Source organism: Streptomyces lanatus (assembly GCF_014655715.1).
Classification (GTDB): Bacteria; Actinomycetota; Actinomycetes; order Streptomycetales; family Streptomycetaceae; genus Streptomyces; species Streptomyces lanatus.
Genome location: NZ_BNBM01000007.1, coordinates 386,447 through 404,282 on the forward strand (window position 1 = coordinate 386,447; position 17,836 = coordinate 404,282).

20 protein-coding genes are annotated in these 17,836 nt (G+C 71.2%); 7 read left to right on the forward strand and 13 right to left on the reverse strand.

Translation table 11 applies throughout. From position 1 onward, the window contains the following. The first annotated feature begins 3 nt into the window (after window positions 1-3). Together IE325_RS21400 and IE325_RS21405 are read left to right on the forward strand one after the other, a co-directional pair. The gene (locus IE325_RS21400; protein ID WP_190071572.1) at window positions 4-1,179 is read left to right on the forward strand and encodes a 4-hydroxybenzoate 3-monooxygenase; all 1,176 of its coding nucleotides are present in this window, start codon (window positions 4-6) and stop codon (window positions 1,177-1,179) included. Between the two features lie 189 nt (window positions 1,180-1,368). After that, window positions 1,369-2,265: a Bax inhibitor-1/YccA family protein gene (locus IE325_RS21405; protein ID WP_190071573.1), complete on the forward strand. Its 897-nt coding sequence runs from the start codon at window positions 1,369-1,371 to the stop codon at window positions 2,263-2,265. 75 nt (window positions 2,266-2,340) lie between these two features. Here the strand turns inward: IE325_RS21405 and IE325_RS21410 are convergent, their stop codons facing one another. Then, window positions 2,341-2,571: a DUF4287 domain-containing protein gene (locus IE325_RS21410; RefSeq protein ID WP_030049879.1), complete on the reverse strand. Its 231-nt coding sequence runs from the start codon at window positions 2,569-2,571 to the stop codon at window positions 2,341-2,343. Between the two features lie 94 nt (window positions 2,572-2,665). On the opposite strand from IE325_RS21410, the gene IE325_RS21415 reads away from it, so the two are divergent. Next, complete coding sequence (locus IE325_RS21415) at window positions 2,666-2,977, forward strand: hypothetical protein (protein ID WP_190071574.1); 312 nt, start codon at window positions 2,666-2,668, stop codon at window positions 2,975-2,977. Between the two features lie 120 nt (window positions 2,978-3,097). On the opposite strand, the gene IE325_RS21420 is transcribed toward IE325_RS21415, so the two are convergent. The 3 genes from IE325_RS21420 to IE325_RS21430 all read right to left on the reverse strand — a co-directional run bounded on the left by IE325_RS21420 (window position 3,098) and on the right by IE325_RS21430 (window position 6,552). Continuing rightward, window positions 3,098-3,880 carry a hypothetical protein gene (locus IE325_RS21420; RefSeq protein WP_190071575.1) on the reverse strand — a complete coding sequence of 261 codons (783 nt, stop codon included), beginning with the start codon at window positions 3,878-3,880 and terminating at the stop codon, window positions 3,098-3,100. 282 nt (window positions 3,881-4,162) lie between these two features. Continuing rightward, complete coding sequence (locus IE325_RS21425; protein WP_190071576.1) at window positions 4,163-5,383, reverse strand: acetyl-CoA C-acetyltransferase; 1,221 nt, start codon at window positions 5,381-5,383, stop codon at window positions 4,163-4,165. A gap of 143 nt (window positions 5,384-5,526) precedes the next feature. Further along, window positions 5,527-6,552, reverse strand: a complete 1,026-nt coding sequence (locus IE325_RS21430) for an SGNH/GDSL hydrolase family protein (RefSeq protein WP_190071577.1) — start codon at window positions 6,550-6,552, stop codon at window positions 5,527-5,529. A 176-nt stretch (window positions 6,553-6,728) separates the two neighbouring features. On the opposite strand from IE325_RS21430, the gene IE325_RS21435 reads away from it, so the two are divergent. After that, on the forward strand, window positions 6,729-8,117 hold the full coding sequence (locus IE325_RS21435; RefSeq protein WP_190071578.1) for a cystathionine beta-synthase: 1,389 nt from the start codon (window positions 6,729-6,731) through the stop codon (window positions 8,115-8,117). 415 nt (window positions 8,118-8,532) lie between these two features. On the opposite strand, the gene IE325_RS21440 is transcribed toward IE325_RS21435, so the two are convergent. From IE325_RS21440 to IE325_RS21460, 5 genes are all read right to left on the reverse strand, one after another. After that, window positions 8,533-8,979 carry a hypothetical protein gene (locus tag IE325_RS21440; RefSeq protein WP_190071579.1) on the reverse strand — a complete coding sequence of 149 codons (447 nt, stop codon included), beginning with the start codon at window positions 8,977-8,979 and terminating at the stop codon, window positions 8,533-8,535. Between the two features lie 71 nt (window positions 8,980-9,050). Beyond that, window positions 9,051-9,989 (reverse strand): ABC transporter substrate-binding protein, encoded by a 939-nt coding sequence (locus IE325_RS21445; protein ID WP_190071580.1) that lies wholly within the window; start codon window positions 9,987-9,989, stop codon window positions 9,051-9,053. 11 nt (window positions 9,990-10,000) lie between these two features. After that, window positions 10,001-10,663 (reverse strand): ABC transporter permease, encoded by a 663-nt coding sequence (locus tag IE325_RS21450; protein ID WP_190071581.1) that lies wholly within the window; start codon window positions 10,661-10,663, stop codon window positions 10,001-10,003. A gap of 1 nt (window position 10,664) precedes the next feature. Beyond that, window positions 10,665-11,306, reverse strand: coding sequence for an ABC transporter permease (locus IE325_RS21455; RefSeq protein ID WP_190071582.1), 642 nt, complete (start codon window positions 11,304-11,306; stop codon window positions 10,665-10,667). Continuing rightward, the gene (locus IE325_RS21460) at window positions 11,303-12,337 is read right to left on the reverse strand and encodes an ABC transporter ATP-binding protein (RefSeq protein WP_190071583.1); all 1,035 of its coding nucleotides are present in this window, start codon (window positions 12,335-12,337) and stop codon (window positions 11,303-11,305) included. The genes IE325_RS21455 and IE325_RS21460 overlap by 4 nt, the downstream gene beginning before the upstream one ends. Window positions 12,338-12,478: 141 nt before the next feature. Between IE325_RS21460 and IE325_RS21465 the strand changes: the two genes are divergently transcribed. The 3 genes from IE325_RS21465 to IE325_RS21475 all read left to right on the forward strand — a co-directional run bounded on the left by IE325_RS21465 (window position 12,479) and on the right by IE325_RS21475 (window position 15,544). Continuing rightward, entirely contained in the window at window positions 12,479-13,987 is a 1,509-nt protein-coding gene (locus IE325_RS21465; protein ID WP_190071584.1) for an aromatic amino acid ammonia-lyase, read from the forward strand. After that, entirely contained in the window at window positions 13,984-14,844 is an 861-nt protein-coding gene (locus IE325_RS21470) for a MurR/RpiR family transcriptional regulator (RefSeq protein ID WP_190071585.1), read from the forward strand. The genes IE325_RS21465 and IE325_RS21470 overlap by 4 nt, the downstream gene beginning before the upstream one ends. A gap of 112 nt (window positions 14,845-14,956) precedes the next feature. Beyond that, window positions 14,957-15,544 (forward strand): hypothetical protein, encoded by a 588-nt coding sequence (locus IE325_RS21475; RefSeq protein WP_190071586.1) that lies wholly within the window; start codon window positions 14,957-14,959, stop codon window positions 15,542-15,544. An 8-nt stretch (window positions 15,545-15,552) separates the two neighbouring features. Here IE325_RS21475 and IE325_RS21480 read toward each other — a convergent pair whose 3' ends face one another. From IE325_RS21480 to IE325_RS21495, 4 genes are all read right to left on the reverse strand, one after another. Beyond that, window positions 15,553-15,927: a roadblock/LC7 domain-containing protein gene (locus IE325_RS21480; protein ID WP_190071587.1), complete on the reverse strand. Its 375-nt coding sequence runs from the start codon at window positions 15,925-15,927 to the stop codon at window positions 15,553-15,555. A 14-nt stretch (window positions 15,928-15,941) separates the two neighbouring features. Next, on the reverse strand, window positions 15,942-16,409 hold the full coding sequence (locus IE325_RS21485) for a roadblock/LC7 domain-containing protein (protein WP_190071669.1): 468 nt from the start codon (window positions 16,407-16,409) through the stop codon (window positions 15,942-15,944). Between the two features lie 124 nt (window positions 16,410-16,533). After that, the gene (locus IE325_RS21490; protein WP_190071588.1) at window positions 16,534-17,325 is read right to left on the reverse strand and encodes a transcriptional regulator; all 792 of its coding nucleotides are present in this window, start codon (window positions 17,323-17,325) and stop codon (window positions 16,534-16,536) included. Continuing rightward, entirely contained in the window at window positions 17,322-17,714 is a 393-nt protein-coding gene (locus IE325_RS21495) for a hypothetical protein (protein WP_190071589.1), read from the reverse strand. Before IE325_RS21495 ends, IE325_RS21490 begins: the two co-directional genes overlap by 4 nt. Between the last annotated feature and the right edge of the window lie 122 nt (window positions 17,715-17,836).

The following is a 17,836-nucleotide window of genomic DNA, read 5'->3' on the forward strand; positions in this document are numbered from 1 at the left end:
CCGATGCGCACCACCGTCGGCATCATCGGAGCGGGCCCGGCCGGCCTCCTCCTCGCCCGGCTGCTCCACAACGCCGGCATCGACTCGGTCGTCCTGGAGAGCCGCGACCGCGCCTACGTCGAGCACCGTCAGCGCGCCGGAATCCTGGAGCAGGGCACGGTGGACGTGCTCCGCGCGGCCGGCGCCGGGGAGCGGATGGACCGCGAGGGACTGCGCCACGACGGCATCGAACTGCGCTACGCCCGCAAACGCCACCGCGTCGACTTCCCCGCACTCACCGGCGGCCGGTCGGTGACGGTCTACGCCCAGACCGAGGTCTGCAAGGACCTCATAGCCCTCCAACTGAAGGAGGGCGGCCCCCTGCTGTTCGAGGCGGAGGCGCTGGCCGTGGAAGGCGCGGACACCGGCAGCCCGCGCGTGCGCTTCCGTCACCAGGGCGCCGAGGACGTGCTCGAATGCGACTACGTCGTCGGCTGCGACGGCTTCTGGGGCGTCGCCCGCAAGGCCATCCCCGCGGAACTGGTCCGCGTCTTCGAGCGGACGTACCCCTTCGGCTGGCTCGGCATCCTCGCCGACGTCGCCCCCTCCCACGACGAACTGGTCTACGCCCGCCACGACCGCGGCTTCGCCCTGCTGTCCATGCGCTCCCCCTCCGTCTCCCGCCTCTACCTCCAGGTGCCGGACGGCACGGATGCCGAGGACTGGAGCGACGACGAGATCTGGGACGAGCTGGAACGCCGCTTCGAGACGGCCGACGACTGGCGCCTGGAGCGCGGCCCCATCACCCAGAAGTCGGTGACACCCATGCGGTCGTACGTCCATGAACCCATGCGGCACGGCCGGCTCTTCCTGGCCGGTGACGCGGCCCACATCGTGCCGCCGACGGGTGCCAAGGGGCTGAATCTGGCCATCGGTGACGTCGTCACCTTCGCGCGTGCGCTGACGTATCAGAGGGAGACGGGATCGGCGGAACTCCTCGACGCCTACTCCGCGACCTGTCTGCGCCGGGTCTGGCAGGCCGAGCGGTTCTCCTACGACATGACGACGCTGCTGCACCGCGCCCCCGAGGCCACGCCGTTCGAGGACCGGCTCCAGCTGGCGCGCCTCGATCGGATCGCGGGGTCGGTGGCGGCGGAGACGGACCTGGCGGAGGCGTACACCGGATTTCCGTTCGGGTGATCTCCGACAGGTTCCGGCCACGTAGCAGGTTGGTCATGAATAGGCCCCGTCGTGGCTGGGAATCACCCGGCCGCGTAGCGTGTTGGCCAGCACGACGAGGGAAAGATCCTCCCCAAGCACTAGGGTCAATCCTTTGCCTACCTATTACTCTTGAGCCAAGGCCGCGCACGGCGGCCATGGAGGAGTGAAATGAGGAGCAGCAACCCGGTCTTCTCGCGACGGGGGTTCAGCCGCGACAACGGCTACGCGGGCTTCAACACCGCGCCGCAGGCCGGGACCGCCGCCGCTGTCGGCACGCAGGGCAACCCGTATGCCCAGCCGCAGGCCGGCAACCCGTACGCGCAGAACCCTTACGCCCAGCAGGCCCCGTACGGCGCACCGCCGCAGGCCCCGGCCACCACCGGCCGCATGACGATGGACGACGTCCTCATGCGCACCGGCACCACGCTCGGCATCCTGGTCGTCACGGCCGCGCTCGCCTGGGCGCTGCTGCCGGTCGACGACGCCAACATCAGCCGGTCCTACGGCATCGCCATCGGCGCCGGTCTGATCGGCATGGTCCTGGCGCTCGTCCAGTCCTTCAAGCGCAAGGCGTCGCCCGCGCTGATCCTGTCGTACGCCGCGCTCGAGGGCGTGTTCCTCGGCGTGGTCTCCAGCGTCGTCGACAACCGCATCGCCAGCGGCGCGGCCATGCAGGCCGTGCTCGGCACGCTCGCCGTGTTCTGCGCGGTGCTCGTGGCGTACAAGGCGGGCTGGATCCGCGTCAACCGCCGCTTCGTCGGCTTCGTGATGGCGGCCGCGCTCGGCTTCATCGTCCTGATGGCGATCAACCTGCTGTTCGCGGTCTTCGGCGGCGGTGACGGCCTCGGCTTCCGCAGCGGCCCGCTCGGCATCCTCTTCGGTGTCATCGGCATCCTGCTCGGCGCCTGCTTCCTCGCCCTGGACTTCAAGCAGGTCGAGGACGGTATCGCCTACGGCGCGCCGCGCGAGGAGGCCTGGCTGGCGGCCTTCGGTCTCACCATGACGCTGGTGTGGATCTACATGGAGTTCCTGAGGCTCATCTCGATCCTCAACAGCAGCGACTGACCTGCGGTCGTAACCGCACCGTCGTAAGCGAAGGGCCCTGGGTTCGTCCCGGGGCCCTTCGTCGTCGGTGCGCGCCTAGAGGAATTTGCGCGCCGCCCTCCTCAGGTCGTACTCATGGACGATCGCCTTCGCGTGGCCGTACGCGAGGTCGTATTCGTGGCGCAGCCAGCTGACCTTCTCCTCGAAGCGAACGAGAGCCGGGCCTTCTTCTACGGTGCGGAGCCAGTCGGAGACTTCACGACCGGTGCAGTGGGGGATGCGGGCGAGCATGTTGCGGTGGGTCTCCTCGGAGAGGACGTGGGACATCGGCGCCTCCGGACGCAAAGGGGATGTAAGCCGGTCCTTCAGGTCACCGTGCCTGAGCGTTCGCCCGTTGGCAACAGTCGCGTACGCTCACGGCGTGGTTGATACGACGCGTTTGACCCGGGCCGTGGATCACTTCGCCGATCGTTTGAGGGCGGCGCCGCAGTCGCGCTTGCAGCGGAGCGCTGCCGCTGAGGCTTTGGGGTTGGCCAGGCGGTTGGCCTCGTGGGCGCAGACCGTGGAGGCGCCCGGGGTGGAGCCTCGGGAGATGCCTGATGCCGGGATGTTTGCGGCGGCCGATCAAATCACCGTTGCCGTACATGACTTGGCGGTGGTTCTTGAGAATGACGACCAGGTCGCTGAAGCGGTTCGGCTGGTGGAGGAGGCGCAGAAGAGGGCGGGCGTCTGATGTTTCGTCGGCGGCTGACGGTTCGTGGGGGCTTGTCGCGCAGTTCCCCGCGCCCCTAAGGGCGCTGCAGGCCCCCGGCGCCTAGAAGTGCCGCCTGTTCCCCCCGCCGGAAAATGCGAATTACAGGCTGGCTATAACCCTGTCCGCCAGGATGTAGACGTTCTCCTCGCCGCAGGCGAAGGTCAGGGTGTACGCGCCCGAGACTCCCGAACCGCCGAGCAGGACCGGGGTCTCGCCGGCGCGCAGGGCCCCGGCGAGACGTTCCGCCGTCTCCCGGTGGCCGGGGGTCATGCACAGGGTCGTGCCGTCGGCGAAGACATAGACGTCGAGGGTGCCCAGGGGGCCCGGGCGGACGTCGGTCAGTTCGGTGGCGGAGGCGGCGAGGTCCTCCAGGGTGGCCACCGTGCGCTCATGGTCGTTCACCACCGGCGACGAGGCCGGGACGAAGTCCGGGTGGGAGGGGTGACGGCGGCGGGCCGCGGCCAGCTCGGGGGACTCCCCGGCGAACTCGTCGGCGTCCGCGGTGGACTCGGTCACCGGCTCCAGATGTTCAAGGCCCGCGAAATCGGCCTGGCGGGGCAGGAACAGCTCGCTGTCGGACAGGCCCAGCAGCGTGGGCGCGTCGGAGGCGTCACGGGCCTCCTGGGCGGCCCAGAAGGCGCGCGCCTCGGCCAGCTCCCGCTCCCGCTCCTCGGCGAGCGCATCGGCGACGGCCGCGCGTATCTCATCGGCGTCGGCGGCGTGGCGGGCCTGCGGGACGAGCCCGCGGGCCGTGGCGGTGTTGTTCTGTGCCAGCTCGGTGTGCAGGGCCGCGACCTGTCGGCGCAGCACCACGAGGGTGCGCAGGACGGCGACGCCCACGGCGCCGGTGGCGGCCGTGGTGAGCAGCAAAGCGATCGGCATGGCGCTCACTGACGTACTCCCGGTTCAAAGTCGACCCCCGACTTCCTACATCAGCTTGAAGGGCGGACTATCCAGCTGTCAGTGCGTAACGTCACGAAACGGGCAGGGTTTTGGGCCCGGAGTTTGGTGCGGAAACTGCTCTGACCTGCGTAAATCCCTTCGCGAAGGGAGATAGGTCACATCCTGGGGGAGATTGGATCACAAAACGGCCCAGAACCTTGGACTTTCGCGGGTTCTGGGCCGAAGGCTCACACGGGGTTGCCTGTTGACTACATACGGGCGTCAGCTGAGGCGTTCGATGACCATCGCCATGCCCTGGCCGCCGCCGACGCACATGGTCTCCAGACCGAACTGCTTGTCGTGGAACTGGAGGGAGTTGATGAGCGTGCCGGTGATGCGGGCGCCGGTCATGCCGAAGGGGTGGCCGACGGCGATGGCGCCGCCGTTGACGTTCAGCTTGTCCAGGTCGATGCCGAGGTCGCGGTAGGAGGGGATCACCTGGGCGGCGAACGCCTCGTTGATCTCGACCAGGTCGATGTCGTCGATGGTGAGGCCGGCGCGGCGCAGGGCCTGGTTGCTGGCCTCGACCGGGCCGAGGCCCATGATCTCCGGGGACAGGCCGGAGACGCCGGTCGACACGATGCGGGCGAGCGGGGTCAGGCCGAGCTCGCGGGCCTTGGTGTCGGACATGATCACGACCGCGGCGGCGCCGTCGTTCAGCGGGCAGCAGTTGCCGGCGGTGACGAGGCCGTCGGGGCGGAAGACCGGCTTGAGGCCCTGGACGCCCTCCATGGTGACGCCGGCGCGAGGGCCGTCGTCCTTGCTGACGACGGTGCCGTCGGGGAGGGTCACCGGGGTGATCTCGCGCTCCCAGAAGCCGTTCTTGATGGCTTCCTCGGCGAGGTTCTGCGAGCGGACGCCGAACTCGTCCAGCTCCTGGCGGGTGATGCCCTTCATCCGGGCGAGGTTCTCGGCGGTCTGGCCCATGGCGATGTAGGCGTCCGGGATCAGGCCGTCCTCGCGCGGGTCGTGCCAGGTCGTGCCCTCCTGCTCGGCGACCGCGGCGGTACGGGCCTCGGCCTCGGCGAACAGCGGGTTGTGCGTGTCCGGGAGGCTGTCGGAGTTGCCCTTGGCGAACCGCGACACCATCTCGACACCGGCAGAGATGAAGACGTCGCCCTCACCGGCCTTGATGGCGTGCAGCGCCATGCGGGAGGTCTGGAGCGAGGAGCTGCAGTACCGGGTGATGGTGCAGCCCGGGAGGTGGTCCATGCCCATCTGCACGGCGACGATACGACCGAGGTTGTTGCCCTGCTCACCGCCCGGGAGGCCGCAGCCGAGCATCAGGTCGTCGATGTCGCGCGGGTCCAGCTCGGGGACCTTGGCGAGCGCGGCCTGGATGATGGTGGCGGTGATGTCGTCGGGGCGCAGGTCCTTGAGGGAGCCCTTGAAGGCGCGGCCGATGGGGGAGCGGGCGGTCGAGACGATCACGGCTTCGGGCATCACGGCTCCAGGTGCATACCGGGGGGTCGGGCAGGGCTGTGAGGGAAGTTACCTGTCCGTAGGCGAAGGGTCACGGGTGTGAGGGTGTGACCCTGGCCGCAATTTTCTAAGCGCTTGCTTTTCTCCTGTCTCCCCTCCCCGGTTTACGACGACGGCGTCACCGGCGCCCGGTCCGGTTCGGGTACCCGCCGACGCCGCCGGCGCTTCAGCAGGGCCCATGGCCCCTTCGGCCCCGTCGGCATGGCGGCCGTGACCTCGGTGCCCGCCTCGGAGGCAGCCTCGGCCGCGGCGCGGGCCACCGGCAGGAAGCCCTCGCGGCGGGTGACGTCGGGGCGTTCCTCCTCCGCGGGCCACAGGCCCAGGGCCGCGCAGACGGTCGGCAGGACCGCCATCGCCGCCGTGGCGTAGCCCTCCGCGGAGGGGTGGTAGTTGTCGGGGCCGAAGAGCTCGCGCGGGTTGGCCGCGAATTCCGGGCCCAGCAGGTCGCCGAGCGACACCGTGCGGCCGCCCTGCTCGATGGCGCCGATCGTCTGCGCGGCCGCCAGCTGACGGGAGGCGCGGCGGGCCAGCCAGCGCAGGGGCTGCTGGACCGGTTCGATCGTGCCCAGGTCGGGGCAGGTGCCGACCACGACCTCCGCGCCGGCCGTGCGCAGCCGCCGTACGGCAGCCGAGAGGTGGCGGACCGAGCGGGTCGGGGGCATCCGGTTCGTGACGTCGTTCGCGCCGATCATGATCACGCAGACGTCGGGTGTCAGGGCCGGGTCGGCGAGGACCAGGGCCACCTGGCGGTCCAGGTCGTCCGAGCGGGCTCCCGGCTGGGCCGCGTTGCGCAGGACCACCGGGCGCTCGGCCACCGCCGCGAGGCCCGACGCCAGCAGCGCCCCCGGCGTCTGTCCCGCCCGGTGCACGCCCTGTCCCGCGGCCGTCGAGTCGCCCAGCAGCGTCAGGCGCAGCGGCGGGTCACCGGGGGTCGTGTAGAGGTGGCCGTAGCGGCCGTCGGCGTTCGGGACGTGGTTGCTGGTGCCGTTGCCCACGTGCCGCCTGGCCATCCGCACCTCGGCGAGCAGCAGGCCCACCGCCGCCGCACCGGCGAGACCGATGCCGCCCCCGCCGTACGCGGCGCCCGCAGCGATCCGCCGGGCCACTCTCGCCCTCGACATGCGCGTCATGCGTCGCCGCCACCTCCTCCTGGCCGTCACAGCCGTACATCAACTGCTTGCCCCGCACGGACCGTGGCCCAATCCCAACCGCGAGTGAACGACTTTCGGCGGCCCCACGCGGACCACCGGGCCTTAGGCTGGCGGAACCACTACGACCACGCCTTTTTCAGCATCCGGAGACAACGGTGCATTTCCACGACTCGATGATCAGTCTCGTCGGCAACACCCCGCTGGTGAGACTCAACAACGTGACCACGGGCATCCAGGCCACCGTCCTGGCCAAGGTCGAGTACTTCAACCCGGGCGGCTCCGTGAAGGACCGCATCGCCCTGCGCATGATCGAGGCCGCGGAGGAGAGCGGTGCGCTCAAGCCCGGCGGCACCATCGTCGAGCCGACCAGCGGCAACACCGGGGTCGGGCTCGCCATCGTGGCCCAGCAGAAGGGGTACAAGTGCATCTTCGTGTGCCCCGACAAGGTGAGCACGGACAAGATCAATGTGCTGCGGGCGTACGGCGCCGAGGTGGTCGTCTGCCCGACCGCCGTCGACCCCGAGCACCCGGACTCCTACTACAACGTCTCCGACCGCCTCGTGCGCGAGACGCCCGGCGCCTGGAAGCCAGACCAGTACTCCAACCCCAACAACCCGCTCTCCCACTACCACTCGACCGGCCCCGAGCTGTGGGAGCAGACGGAGGGGAGGATCACCCATTTCGTGGCGGGCGTGGGCACCGGCGGGACCATCTCGGGCACCGGCCGCTATCTGAAGGACGCCAGCGACGGCAAGGTCAAGGTCATCGGCGCCGACCCCGAGGGCTCCGTGTACTCGGGCGGTTCGGGGCGGCCGTATCTCGTCGAGGGCGTCGGTGAGGACTTCTGGCCGACCGCGTACGACCGGACCGTCGCCGACGAGATCGTCGCCGTGTCCGACAAGGACTCCTTCCAGATGACCCGGCGCCTCGCCCGCGAGGAGGGTCTGCTGGTGGGCGGTTCCTGCGGCATGGCCGTCGTCGCCGCGCTGGAGGTCGCCGAGCGGCTCGGTCCGGACGATGTCGTGGTGGTCCTGCTCCCCGACAGCGGGCGCGGCTACCTCAGCAAGATCTTCAACGACGAGTGGATGGCCGACTACGGCTTCCTTGAGGACGAGGGCCCGAACGCGCGCGTCGCCGACGTCCTCAACGACAAGGAGCACGGCGCCATCCCCTCCCTCGTCCATATGCACCCGGACGAGACGGTCGGTCAGGCCATCGAGGTGCTGCGCGAGTACGGCGTCTCGCAGATGCCGATCGTGAAGCCCGGCGCCGGTCACCCGGACGTCATGGCCGCCGAGGTCGTGGGGTCGGTCGTCGAACGGGAGCTGCTGGACGCCCTGTTCACCAAGCGCGCCTCCCTCGGCGACCCGCTGGAGAAGCACATGTCGGCCCCGCTGCCGCAGGTCGGCTCCGGTGAACCGGTCGGCGACCTGATGTCGGTGCTGGGCGCGGCGGACGCGGCGATCGTGCTGGTCGAGGGCAAGCCGACCGGTGTGATCAGCCGGCAGGACCTGCTGGCGTTCCTCGCCAAGGGCGGGAAGTAGCGGCGAACGTGCGGTGAACGGGGCGTGTCCGCGGCGAACTTGCGATGACCGGGGCCGCTCGGAGCGACGCGGAACTGGTACGAGCGCGTCACGTTCACGCAGCACCCGCTTAACACGGGTCCGGCACATTAGTGGGTGTCGGCAGGGCGGGAGCGGCTCCCCGCCCCCGCCGGCACCAAAACGGCGTCACGGACCTCCGGAGCGGCTCCCGGACCTCCACAGACGCCACGGACGCGCAAGCCCGGCCCTGACCCGGCCCGCGTCCCTCGCGGGGACCGCCGTCGTCCCGCCCCCCGGCAACGGGGGTGCGGCGGTCCCCGCGACACTCTTCTCACCGACGGCCGGTCACACCGTCACACCTCGGCCTCGGCCCAACTCCCGGACAACGCCGGCTTCTCCGCCGCCTCAGGAGGGTTCAGTCCTGCCAGCGGTCCTCGTCCTTCGTCGGCCTGCGGCGCCAGCCCCGGAACAGGCCGGGGTTGGTGCGTACCGCCTGGACGACGTTCACGCCCACGATGCCGACCCAGGTGACCAGCAGGCCGGAGAGGCCGGCCACGCCGCCGCCGATTCCGGACAGGGGGACGGCGACGATCAGTGTGACGATGCCGAAGCCGAAGCGCTCGCCGAAGGAGTCGGAGTCCGTCGGCTTCGGTGAGCGCGAGCCCCGGGCCACCACCATCTGCTGCTCGGCGAGCTGTCGCCGCAGCCGGCGCTCGACAGCGCCGTCGATGCGCTGGTCGACCTTCTCCATGAACGAGTCGACCAGCGCGGACTCGTACTCGTCGCCCAATTCCCTGCGTGCCTGCAAGGTGGCGTTCAGTTCCTTCTTGAGCTCGGTGTCCCGCGCGTCCATTCCGGTCATACGTCCACGGTAGGGAGCGGGGCTCCCCACCGCACGGGGGTTAGCCCCACTATTCGGCAGGGGGCCAGCCGTCACTGCGCAACGAGGCCGTGCTCCTTCGCGTACGCGTTCGCCACGTCCTCGGGGTCCTTCTTGTCCTTGTCGACCAGCCGGTTCAGTTCGGTCAGCTGGGCCGTGGACAGGGTGTTGCCGAGGCGGGCGAGGGCTTTGCGGACGGTGGAGTCGGCCTTGCGGTCGGCGATCAGCGGGACCACGTGCTGGCCGGGGATGAGGTTCTTGGGGTCGGTCAGGACCACCCAGTCGTTGGCCTGGATGTCGGTGTCGGTGGTGAAGAGGTTCGCCACGTCCACGTCGCCCTTCTTCAGGGCGCCCTTGACCAGGGGGCCGGAGGAGTCGAGGGATTTGAATTCCTTGAATTCCACCCCGTAGACCTCCTTCAGGCCCACCGCCCCGACCTCCCGCTTCTTCACCTCGGGCGCCGCGCCGATCACCAGCTTGCCGTTCTGCTTCTTGAGGTCGGCGAGGGACGTCAGGCCGTACTTCTCGGCCGTCTCCCGGGTGACCACGAAGGCGTCCGAGTCCTCGGCCATGCCGTACGGCAGCACCTGGAGGCCGGCGGGGAGGGCGATCGCCAACGCGTTCTGCATCTCGCCCTCCTCCGTCGCGGTCGCCTTGGGGGCGACGTAGTGCAGGAGGGCGCCCTGGTACTCGGGGAGCAGGTCGATGTCGCCGCCCTTGAGGGCGGGGATGAGGATCTCCCGGGTGCCGAGGTTGGGGCGGACGTTCACCTTGACGCCGGCCGCGTCGAGGACGGCGGCGTAGAGGTAGCCGAGCACCTGGTTCTCGGTGAAGTTGGCGGTGCCGATGGTGATGCCGCCCTTGCTGGAGCCGCCGCCGGATCCGGCGGAGCTGTCGCCTTCGAGGGAGGTGATGCCGGAGGAGCAGGCGGACAGTGCGGGGACGGTGACGGCTGCTCCAGCGAGCGCGCCGAGGAGAGTACGACGGTTCATCGGAAAGATCCCTAGGCAGTGCGGTGGCGGAAGAGGAAGCGCTGGAGGCCGGACAGGGCCAGGTCGAGGATCACGGCGACCACGGCGACCAGCACCGCGCCGCCGAGCACCTGCACCAGGTCGCGCTGGGCCAGGCCGTCGAAGACGTAGCGGCCGAGGCCCCCGAAGGAGACGTACGCGGCGATCGTCGCCGTGGCCACGACCTGGATCAGCGCGAGGCGCAGGCCCGTCATGATCAGCGGGAGGGCGAGGGGCAGCTCCACCTGGAGGAGGACCTGGTGGCCGCGCATGCCCTGGCCGCGTGCCGCGTCCTTCACGTCCGGGTCGACGGCCGTCATCCCGGCGTAGGTGTTGGTGACGATCGCCGGGACCGCGAGGGCGACGAGTGCGACGTAGACCGGCAGCATGGACAGCCCGCCGGCCAGGAAGACCAGGACGACGAGGCCCACGGTGGGCAGGGCGCGGCCGAAGGACGCGAGGTTGATCGCGACGAAGGCACCCTTGCCGGTGTGGCCGATCAGCAGGCCGAGGGGGAGGCCGATCGCCGCCGCGATGAGCGTGGCGAGCAGGGAGTACTGGAGGTGTTCGGCCAGGCGGTGCGCGATGCCGTCCGGGCCGGTCCACTGCTCGCTGCCGACCAGCCAGGCGCCGAGGTTCTTGAAGAGTTCGTACATGTCAGGCTTGCCGCCTCCGCCACGGGGTCAGGACGTACTGCAGGGCGACCAGCAGCGCGTCCGCGACCACGGCGAGGAGCAGCGTCAGGACCACTCCTACGATCACCGGGGTCGGGAAGTTGCGCTGGAAGCCGTCGGTGAAGAGCTGGCCGAGGCCGCCGTCGCCGATGTAGGTCGCGACCGAGACCAGGGAGATGGACATGACGGTCGCGATCCGGACGCCGGCCATGATCACGGGGAGGGCGAGCGGGAACTCGACGGTGAGGAGCGTGCGCAGCGGGCGTGTGCCCATCGCCTTCGCCGCCTCCTTCGCCTTCACCGGGACCGAGTCCAGGCCCTCGACGGTGTTCCGGAGGAGGACCACCAGCGTGTAGACCGTCAGGCCGACGACCGTGGTGGTGCGGGTGAGGCCGGAGACCGGGAGCAGGAGCACGAAGATCGCGATCGACGGGATCGTGAACAGGACGTTCGACAGGCCCAGCAGGAAGCCGCGCAGGGGGCGGACGCGGTGGGCGACCACCGCGAGGGGCAGGGAGATCAGGACGCCGAGGAAGACTGCGGTCAGCGCGGCCTGGAGGTGGGAGAGCGTCAGGGTGGTGAGGTCGTCGGTGTGGTCGCCTATCCACGACCAGTCGATGGTCACGCGGTCACCCGCGCTTCCGTGTGCGCCTGGCCCGCGTGCTGGTGGATGTCGTCGCGCGACGTCACGCCGCTGAGCACTCCGGTCGCATCGACTCGGGCTATCAGGCCGGTGGGGGAGGCGATGGACTCGTTGAGCGCGGCGAGGAGCGAATCGCCGTCCCTCAGCGGGCGTACGGGGATCTCCGCGTCCTTCGACGCCCAGTGGACCGGCCTGTTCGCCTCGTCGAGGACCAGGCTCCAGGGGCCGCCCTCCGGCGCCGGGCCCTGGGGGACCTCCGCCAGGGTCTTCAGCGACAGCAGCTTCAGGCCGCGCTCGGCGCCGAGGAAGTCGGCCACGAAGTCGTCGGCGGGGCGGGCGAGGAGTTCGGCGGGCGCGGCGCACTGGACGAGGTGGCCGCCGGTGCGGAAGATCGCGATCTGGTCGCCGAGCCGTACCGCCTCGTCGACGTCGTGGGTGACGAAGACGATGGTCTTGCTCAACTCCTTCTGGAGGCGGAGCAGTTCGTCCTGGAGCTGGGTGCGCACGACCGGGTCGACCGCGCCGAACGGCTCGTCCATCAGCAGCACCGGCGGGTCGGCGGCGAGTGCGCGGGCCACGCCGACGCGCTGCTGCTGGCCGCCGGAGAGCTGGTGCGGGTAGCGGCGGCCGGTGTCGGCGGGCAGGCCCACGGTTTCGAGGAGCTCGGCCGCCTTCGTACGTGCTCTGCGGCGGCTCCAGCCCAGCAGCAGCGGCACGGTGGCGATGTTGTCGAGCACCGTGCGGTGCGGGAACAGGCCCGCCTGCTGGATGACGTAACCGATGGAGCGGCGCAGTTCGGCGGCGTCCTGGCGGGTGACGTCCTTGCCGCCGACCTGGATGGTGCCGGAGGTCGGCTCCACCATCCGGTTGATCATCCGCAGCGTGGTGGTCTTGCCGCAACCGGAGGATCCGACCAGGACGGTCACGCCGCCCTCCGGCATCTGGAGGGAGAGATCGTGGACTGCCGTCGTGCCGTTGGGGAAGCGCTTGTGGACCGCGTCGAACTGGATCATGAGATGTCCCTTGCCCGGCTGTATAACGTCATGCAGAGTTCTCGGTAGGTGAATAACTTGTCAACGGTTTGGTGTAAATCCGGAGTAACGGATGACTGAAGCGCGAGATCGGATGTCCGAGTTGAGGGAGGTTTGGGCTTGATGTCGTCTCGGATCGTGGACGCGTCGAGGGATGTCCACACTGGACTGGTCGTCCTCGACGGGATCGGGCTCGGCGTCGAGGACGTCGCCCGCCTCGCCGACGGGAGCGCGCGGCCGGTTCCCGCGTCCGACGCGATGAAGCGGGCCGAGGAGTCCTGGGACGCGGCCCGTCTCATCGCCGCGACCGGACGCGTCTACGGCCGCTCCACCGGCGTCGGCGCCAACCGGAACGAGGACGTGCCCACCGAGGCCGCCGCCGAACACGGCCTGCGCCTGCTGCGCAGCCACGCCGGCGCCATCGGCGCGGAGCTGCCCGCCCGGGAGGTCCGGGCCATGCTCGCCGTACGCGCGAATCAATTGCTGGCCGGGGGTGCGGGGCTGCGCCCGACCGTCATCACCGCCATGTGCGAGGCGCTGGAGAGCGGCGCCCACCCGGTCGTGAACGAGTTCGGCTCGGTCGGCACCGGCGACCTCGCCGCCCTCGCGCAGACCGGCCTCGCGCTGGCCGGTGAGCACCCCTGGCGCGGCTGCGGGGCGCCCGAGCCGCAGCCGCTGGACAACAACGACGCCCTCGCGTTCATCAGCAGCAACGCCCTCACCCTCGGCCAGGCCGCCCTCGCCCTGCACGAACTGCGCGGACTCGTCGCCGCCACCCAGGTCGTCGCCGCCCTGTCCCTGCTCGCCGTCGACGGCTCCCACGAGGCGTACGCCGCCCCCGTGCACACCGCCCGGCCGCACCGGGGGAGCACCGAAGTCGCCCGCCGAATGCGGGAGTTGATCGGCGCCGAGGACCGGCCGACCCCGCCCCTCGGCCGGATCCAGGACCCGTACGGCTTCCGCTGCCTCCCTCAGATCCACGGCCCCGCGCACGACGCCGCCGACGCCCTGGAGCAGGTGCTCGCGGTGGAGATCAACGCCGCCGCGGAGAACCCGCTGATCTCCCCCGAGGACATGGCGGCCTACCATCACGGCGGCTTCTACCAGGCCCAACTCGCCCTGTCCCTGGACCATTTCAGGCTGGCCCTCACCCAGGTGGCCCGCCTGTCGACCTCCCGGCTCTCCACCCTCAACGAGCCCGCCTACACCCGCCTCAAGCCCTTCCTCGCCGACCAGGCACCCGCCTCGTCCGGCGTGATGATCCTGGAGTACGCCGCCGCTGCCGCCCTCGGTGACCTGCGCGCCTTCTCCGCTCCCGCCTCGCTCGGGCACGCTGTACTCTCCCGGGGCGTGGAGGAGCAGGCCAGCTTCGCCTCGCTCGCCGCGCGGCAGACACTGCGCGCGTGCGGCGCGTACCGTCTCGTCGTCGGCTGTGAACTCGTCGCCGCCGTACGGGCGTTGCGCCAGCGCGGTCTCAGGCCCGAACCTGAGCTTCCGATCGGGCGGGCGATGGAGCTCGCCGAGTCGGTGCTCGACGACGACCCGGCCGACCGCCCGCTCACCGACGACGTGACGGCGGCGGCCGCACTGCTGGACCGGTTCACGGACATCTGGAGAGGGAGCGCGGGATGAGCGCGGACAGGCACACCAACGGGACGGACAGCCCCGCCGCGCGACTCCAGGCGCTCTTCGAGGGGCACCGGCTCACGCCGACCCAGCGGCGCATCGCGCACAGCATGGTGCGGCGGGCCGCCGACGTGCCCTTCCTGTCCAGCGTCGAACTCGCCGAACTGGCCGGGGTCAGCCAGCCGTCCGTGACCCGCTTCGCCGTCGCCCTCGGCTTCGACGGCTACCCGGCGCTGCGCAAGCACCTGCGCGAGGTCGCGCCCGTCGAGCCGGCGCCGGACACCGGCTCGTACAACGAGTACCAGCAGGCCGTCGAGGCCGAGATCGAGAACCTGCGGCATCTCGCGGAGGTGCTGGCCGACCCGCGCCCGGTGCAGAAGGCGGGGCGCCTGCTCGCCGCCTCGCGCCCCCTGCCGGTGCTCGGCCTGCGCGCCGCCGCCTCCCAGGCGTACGGCTTCTCGTACTTCGCCGCCAAGGTCCATCCGGACGTACGGCTGCTGCACGAGGGCGGCACGATGATCCAGGACCGTATCGACGCCGCCGTACGCGCGGGCGCCTCGGCCCTGCTGTGCTTCGCGCTGCCCCGGCATCCGCGCGAGGTGGTGGACACCCTCGCGTATGCCAAGGAGGCCGGGCTGACGGTCGTCACCGTCGCGGACTCCGCGTTCGCGCCGGTCGCCAAGGTCTCCGACCTGCTGCTGCCCGCCGCCGTCGGCACCGGCCTCGCCTTCGACACGGCCTGCGCGCCGATGCTGCTGGGCCGGGTCCTGCTGGAGGCGATGTGCGACGACCTGCCGGACGCGCAGGCCCGGCTGGAGGAGTTCGACGCGCGGGCGGCGGGGCGGGGGCTGTTCGTCGAGTGACGCCGTTCTGAGGTCCCGGGGGCTTCTGGAGGCTTCTGGCGGCTTCTTAAGGTTCGTCTCACGTTGGCTGGCTAACCTGCGCGCTGGACGGATCCGAGGCGGGAGGTCGAACGTGGCACGCGGTGGAGGACAGGGACTGGCCCGGGTGGCCGTCGTCGTACGGGCCGGGGCGGCGCCGCTGTGGTGGCTCGGGGTGTTCGCGGCCGGCATCGGCGTACTGGTGCCGGGGCTCACCGGCCGCAGGATCGGCGTCATGGCGGGCGCCGCGCTGTTCATCGTCGCCCTGGCCGTGGTCGCGTACGTCCGCCGCAAGCGGTACGACGCCCTGATCCGCTCGGCCGCCCGCGCGGGCAAGCACGATGTGCTCCAGGACCGTGCCGTGGCCGTCCGCAACTGGCGCCGGGGGCATCGGTGGTGGCTGCTGCTCGCCTTCCTCGCCGCGCTGGGCAGCGCCTTCGCGGTGCCGGCCGCCGGCGGGATGCTGCTGGCGGGGTGCGGTGCGGGGCTGTGGCTCAAGGCGGCGTGGCTCGGGCGGCGGGAGCGGGCCGACGGCGCCCTGCTGTGGGTGCGGGTCGACTGGCTCGACGCCCGCGGCGGCCGCCCCGCGGGCAAGGCCGTCAAGGCCTACCGCGGCACGGGCATCGCCGCGGGCGACGCGGCCCCGGGCGGGGCCCGCCGCCGCACCGCGGCGCTGGTGTAGCCGGGGGGTCAGACCTCCAGATCCTCCTCGATCTTCTTCAGCTGATGCCTGGCCATGGCCAGGTTGGCGCGCTTGACGTCGAGCACCAGATACAGGAAGAGCCCGTTCCCGCCGCGCCCGCTGATCAGCCGGATCAGGTGGTACTGGTCGGTGAGCGTGATCAGGATGTCCTCGATGCCGCCCTTGAGGCCGAGGTGCTCCATCGTGCGCATCTTCGAGCGGACGACGTCTGTGTTGCCGGCGGCGGCGACATTGAGGTCGAAGCTCTTGCTGCCGCCGAGCGTGCCCAGCGCCATTCCGCTGGTGTAGTCGACCAGGGCGACTCCGGTCGCGCCCTCGATCGAGGCCAGGGCTTCCTTCAGTGCGGTCTCGGTGTTGGCCATGGTGGGTGTTCCTCTCAACTCTCGGTGGTGGTACGGGCGGTTCGTGCGGTTCGGGTGCGGGCGGCCTCCTTGGCGGGGCTCTTGGCCGGACTGCGCTTCGGAGGCGGCGTCGCCTCCGCGTCGACGAGCTCGCCGATGCGGGCCCCGGCGCGGCGGCCCTCCAGGTGCAGCCGGCCGACATTGACGCCGTCCGTGGCGAGCAGCGTCAGCACGGCGGTGCGGCCCGCCGCGTACGTCGCGACATAGCCGTCCGTCCCGTGCAGGAGCAGTTCGCGGAAGTCGCCCCGGCCGGTCGCGTCCGCCGTCCGCATCGCGACGCCGAGCGCGGCGGCGGTGAGCGCGGCCAGGCCGTCCGGTTCGACGCCGGGGGTGTCATGGGCGAGGACAAGGCCGTCCACGCCGGCCGCGAGCGCTCCGGTGAGTTGGGGCACCCGGGCTCTGAGCCGACGGAACTCGTCCAGTAGCGGGGCCTCGGCCGCCATCAGGTCTCTCCTTTCGGCGTGGGGACGCCGGCGCTGCCGCGGCGGACCGGGCATCCCGGCCGGCTCACGGTCGTCGTGCGGGTCACGGTCGACGTACGGCTTGCGGTCGTCGTACGGCTTGCGGTCAAAGGGCCTCCAGCGCATCCCTGACCCTCTTCAGCAGCGCGACATAGGGATCGGCGCCGGTGTCGGGCGGGGGATCGGGGGCGGGCGGCGGCTGGGCGGCGACCAGGCCCGCGGCGGCCAGCCGGCGCAGGTGCACCAGCGTGTGGAACGCCGGTCTGCCCAGCGCCCGCGCGATGTCCACGGCCCTGCGCACGCCGTCCACGTGTTCCAGTACGGCGGCCTGCCGGGACGGCACCACGGGGGCCGCGACCGGGTCGGCCCGGATCAGCGGCGCGGCATCGGTCGCCGGGTCGGGCCAGAGACGGCGCAGCAGGGCGCGGCGGCGCAGCGTCTCGCGCTCCAGCCCGGCCACCGGCACGGGATGCACCGAGGCCAGCCAGTGCGCGCCGCCGTAGCGGAAGCGGCCCGGCGTGCTGCTGGGTGCGAGGGCGAAGTACGCCGCGTCGTACAGCGCGCTCACCTGGGCCAGCTCCAGCGCGCCCGGTGTGACGCCGTACCGCACGAGCCGCTCCATCTCGGCGCTGTCCTCGACGTCCCGCCAGGTCTCGGCGTCGAGGGCACCATGGGCGGTCAGGAGCACGCCGAGGCTGGGTGCGAGCGGGCTCTCGGCGTGCACGACCCGGCCCTCGGCCAGATGGAGCGTGCCGTGCTCGCGGTCCAGGACCCCGGTGGCCCGCTCCTCGGCGAGCCGGGTCAGCATCGGCGAGACGCCGCCCGCGTATCGCTCCCGGGCGGCCGTGCGGTCCCGGACCGGCAGCCGCGGCGGCGGCGTGGTTCCGACCACGGTCATCCCAGCACCAGCCGTTCGGCCATCTCGCCGAGCCGGATGCGGGCCAGCGCGAGATTGCCGTCCGCGCGGGCCAGCCACAGATACAGGAACACGCTGCTGTCGAACGACGTCGGCACGAACCGCAGCACGTGGTAGCTGTCCCGGTTGCTGAGGATCAGGTCCTCGACGGGCGGATCCGCGGGCTCGGTGCCGTCGCCGGGTCCGAACGCCTGTTGCTCGGCGGCCAGCCGCGCCAGCTCGGCCGCCTCGGCCGCCGCCGTCTCGTGGTCGCCGCCCGGAGGGTCGCCCACGGTGCCCAGGGCCAGCCCGCTCGTCCAGTCGACCAGTGCGGCGCCACGCGCACCTGGCAGCCGCATCGTCTCCAGCAAGCACTCGTCGATTCCGGGCACCGTCGCTCCCCTCCCACCTCGGGGTCCGGCTGAGTGACGGCAAAGCTACGCAACGTGTGTGCGGCGAGTGAGCGTTCGGGCATTTTCCAGTGGAACATGCCCGCGGTGACTAACGTGGGTCA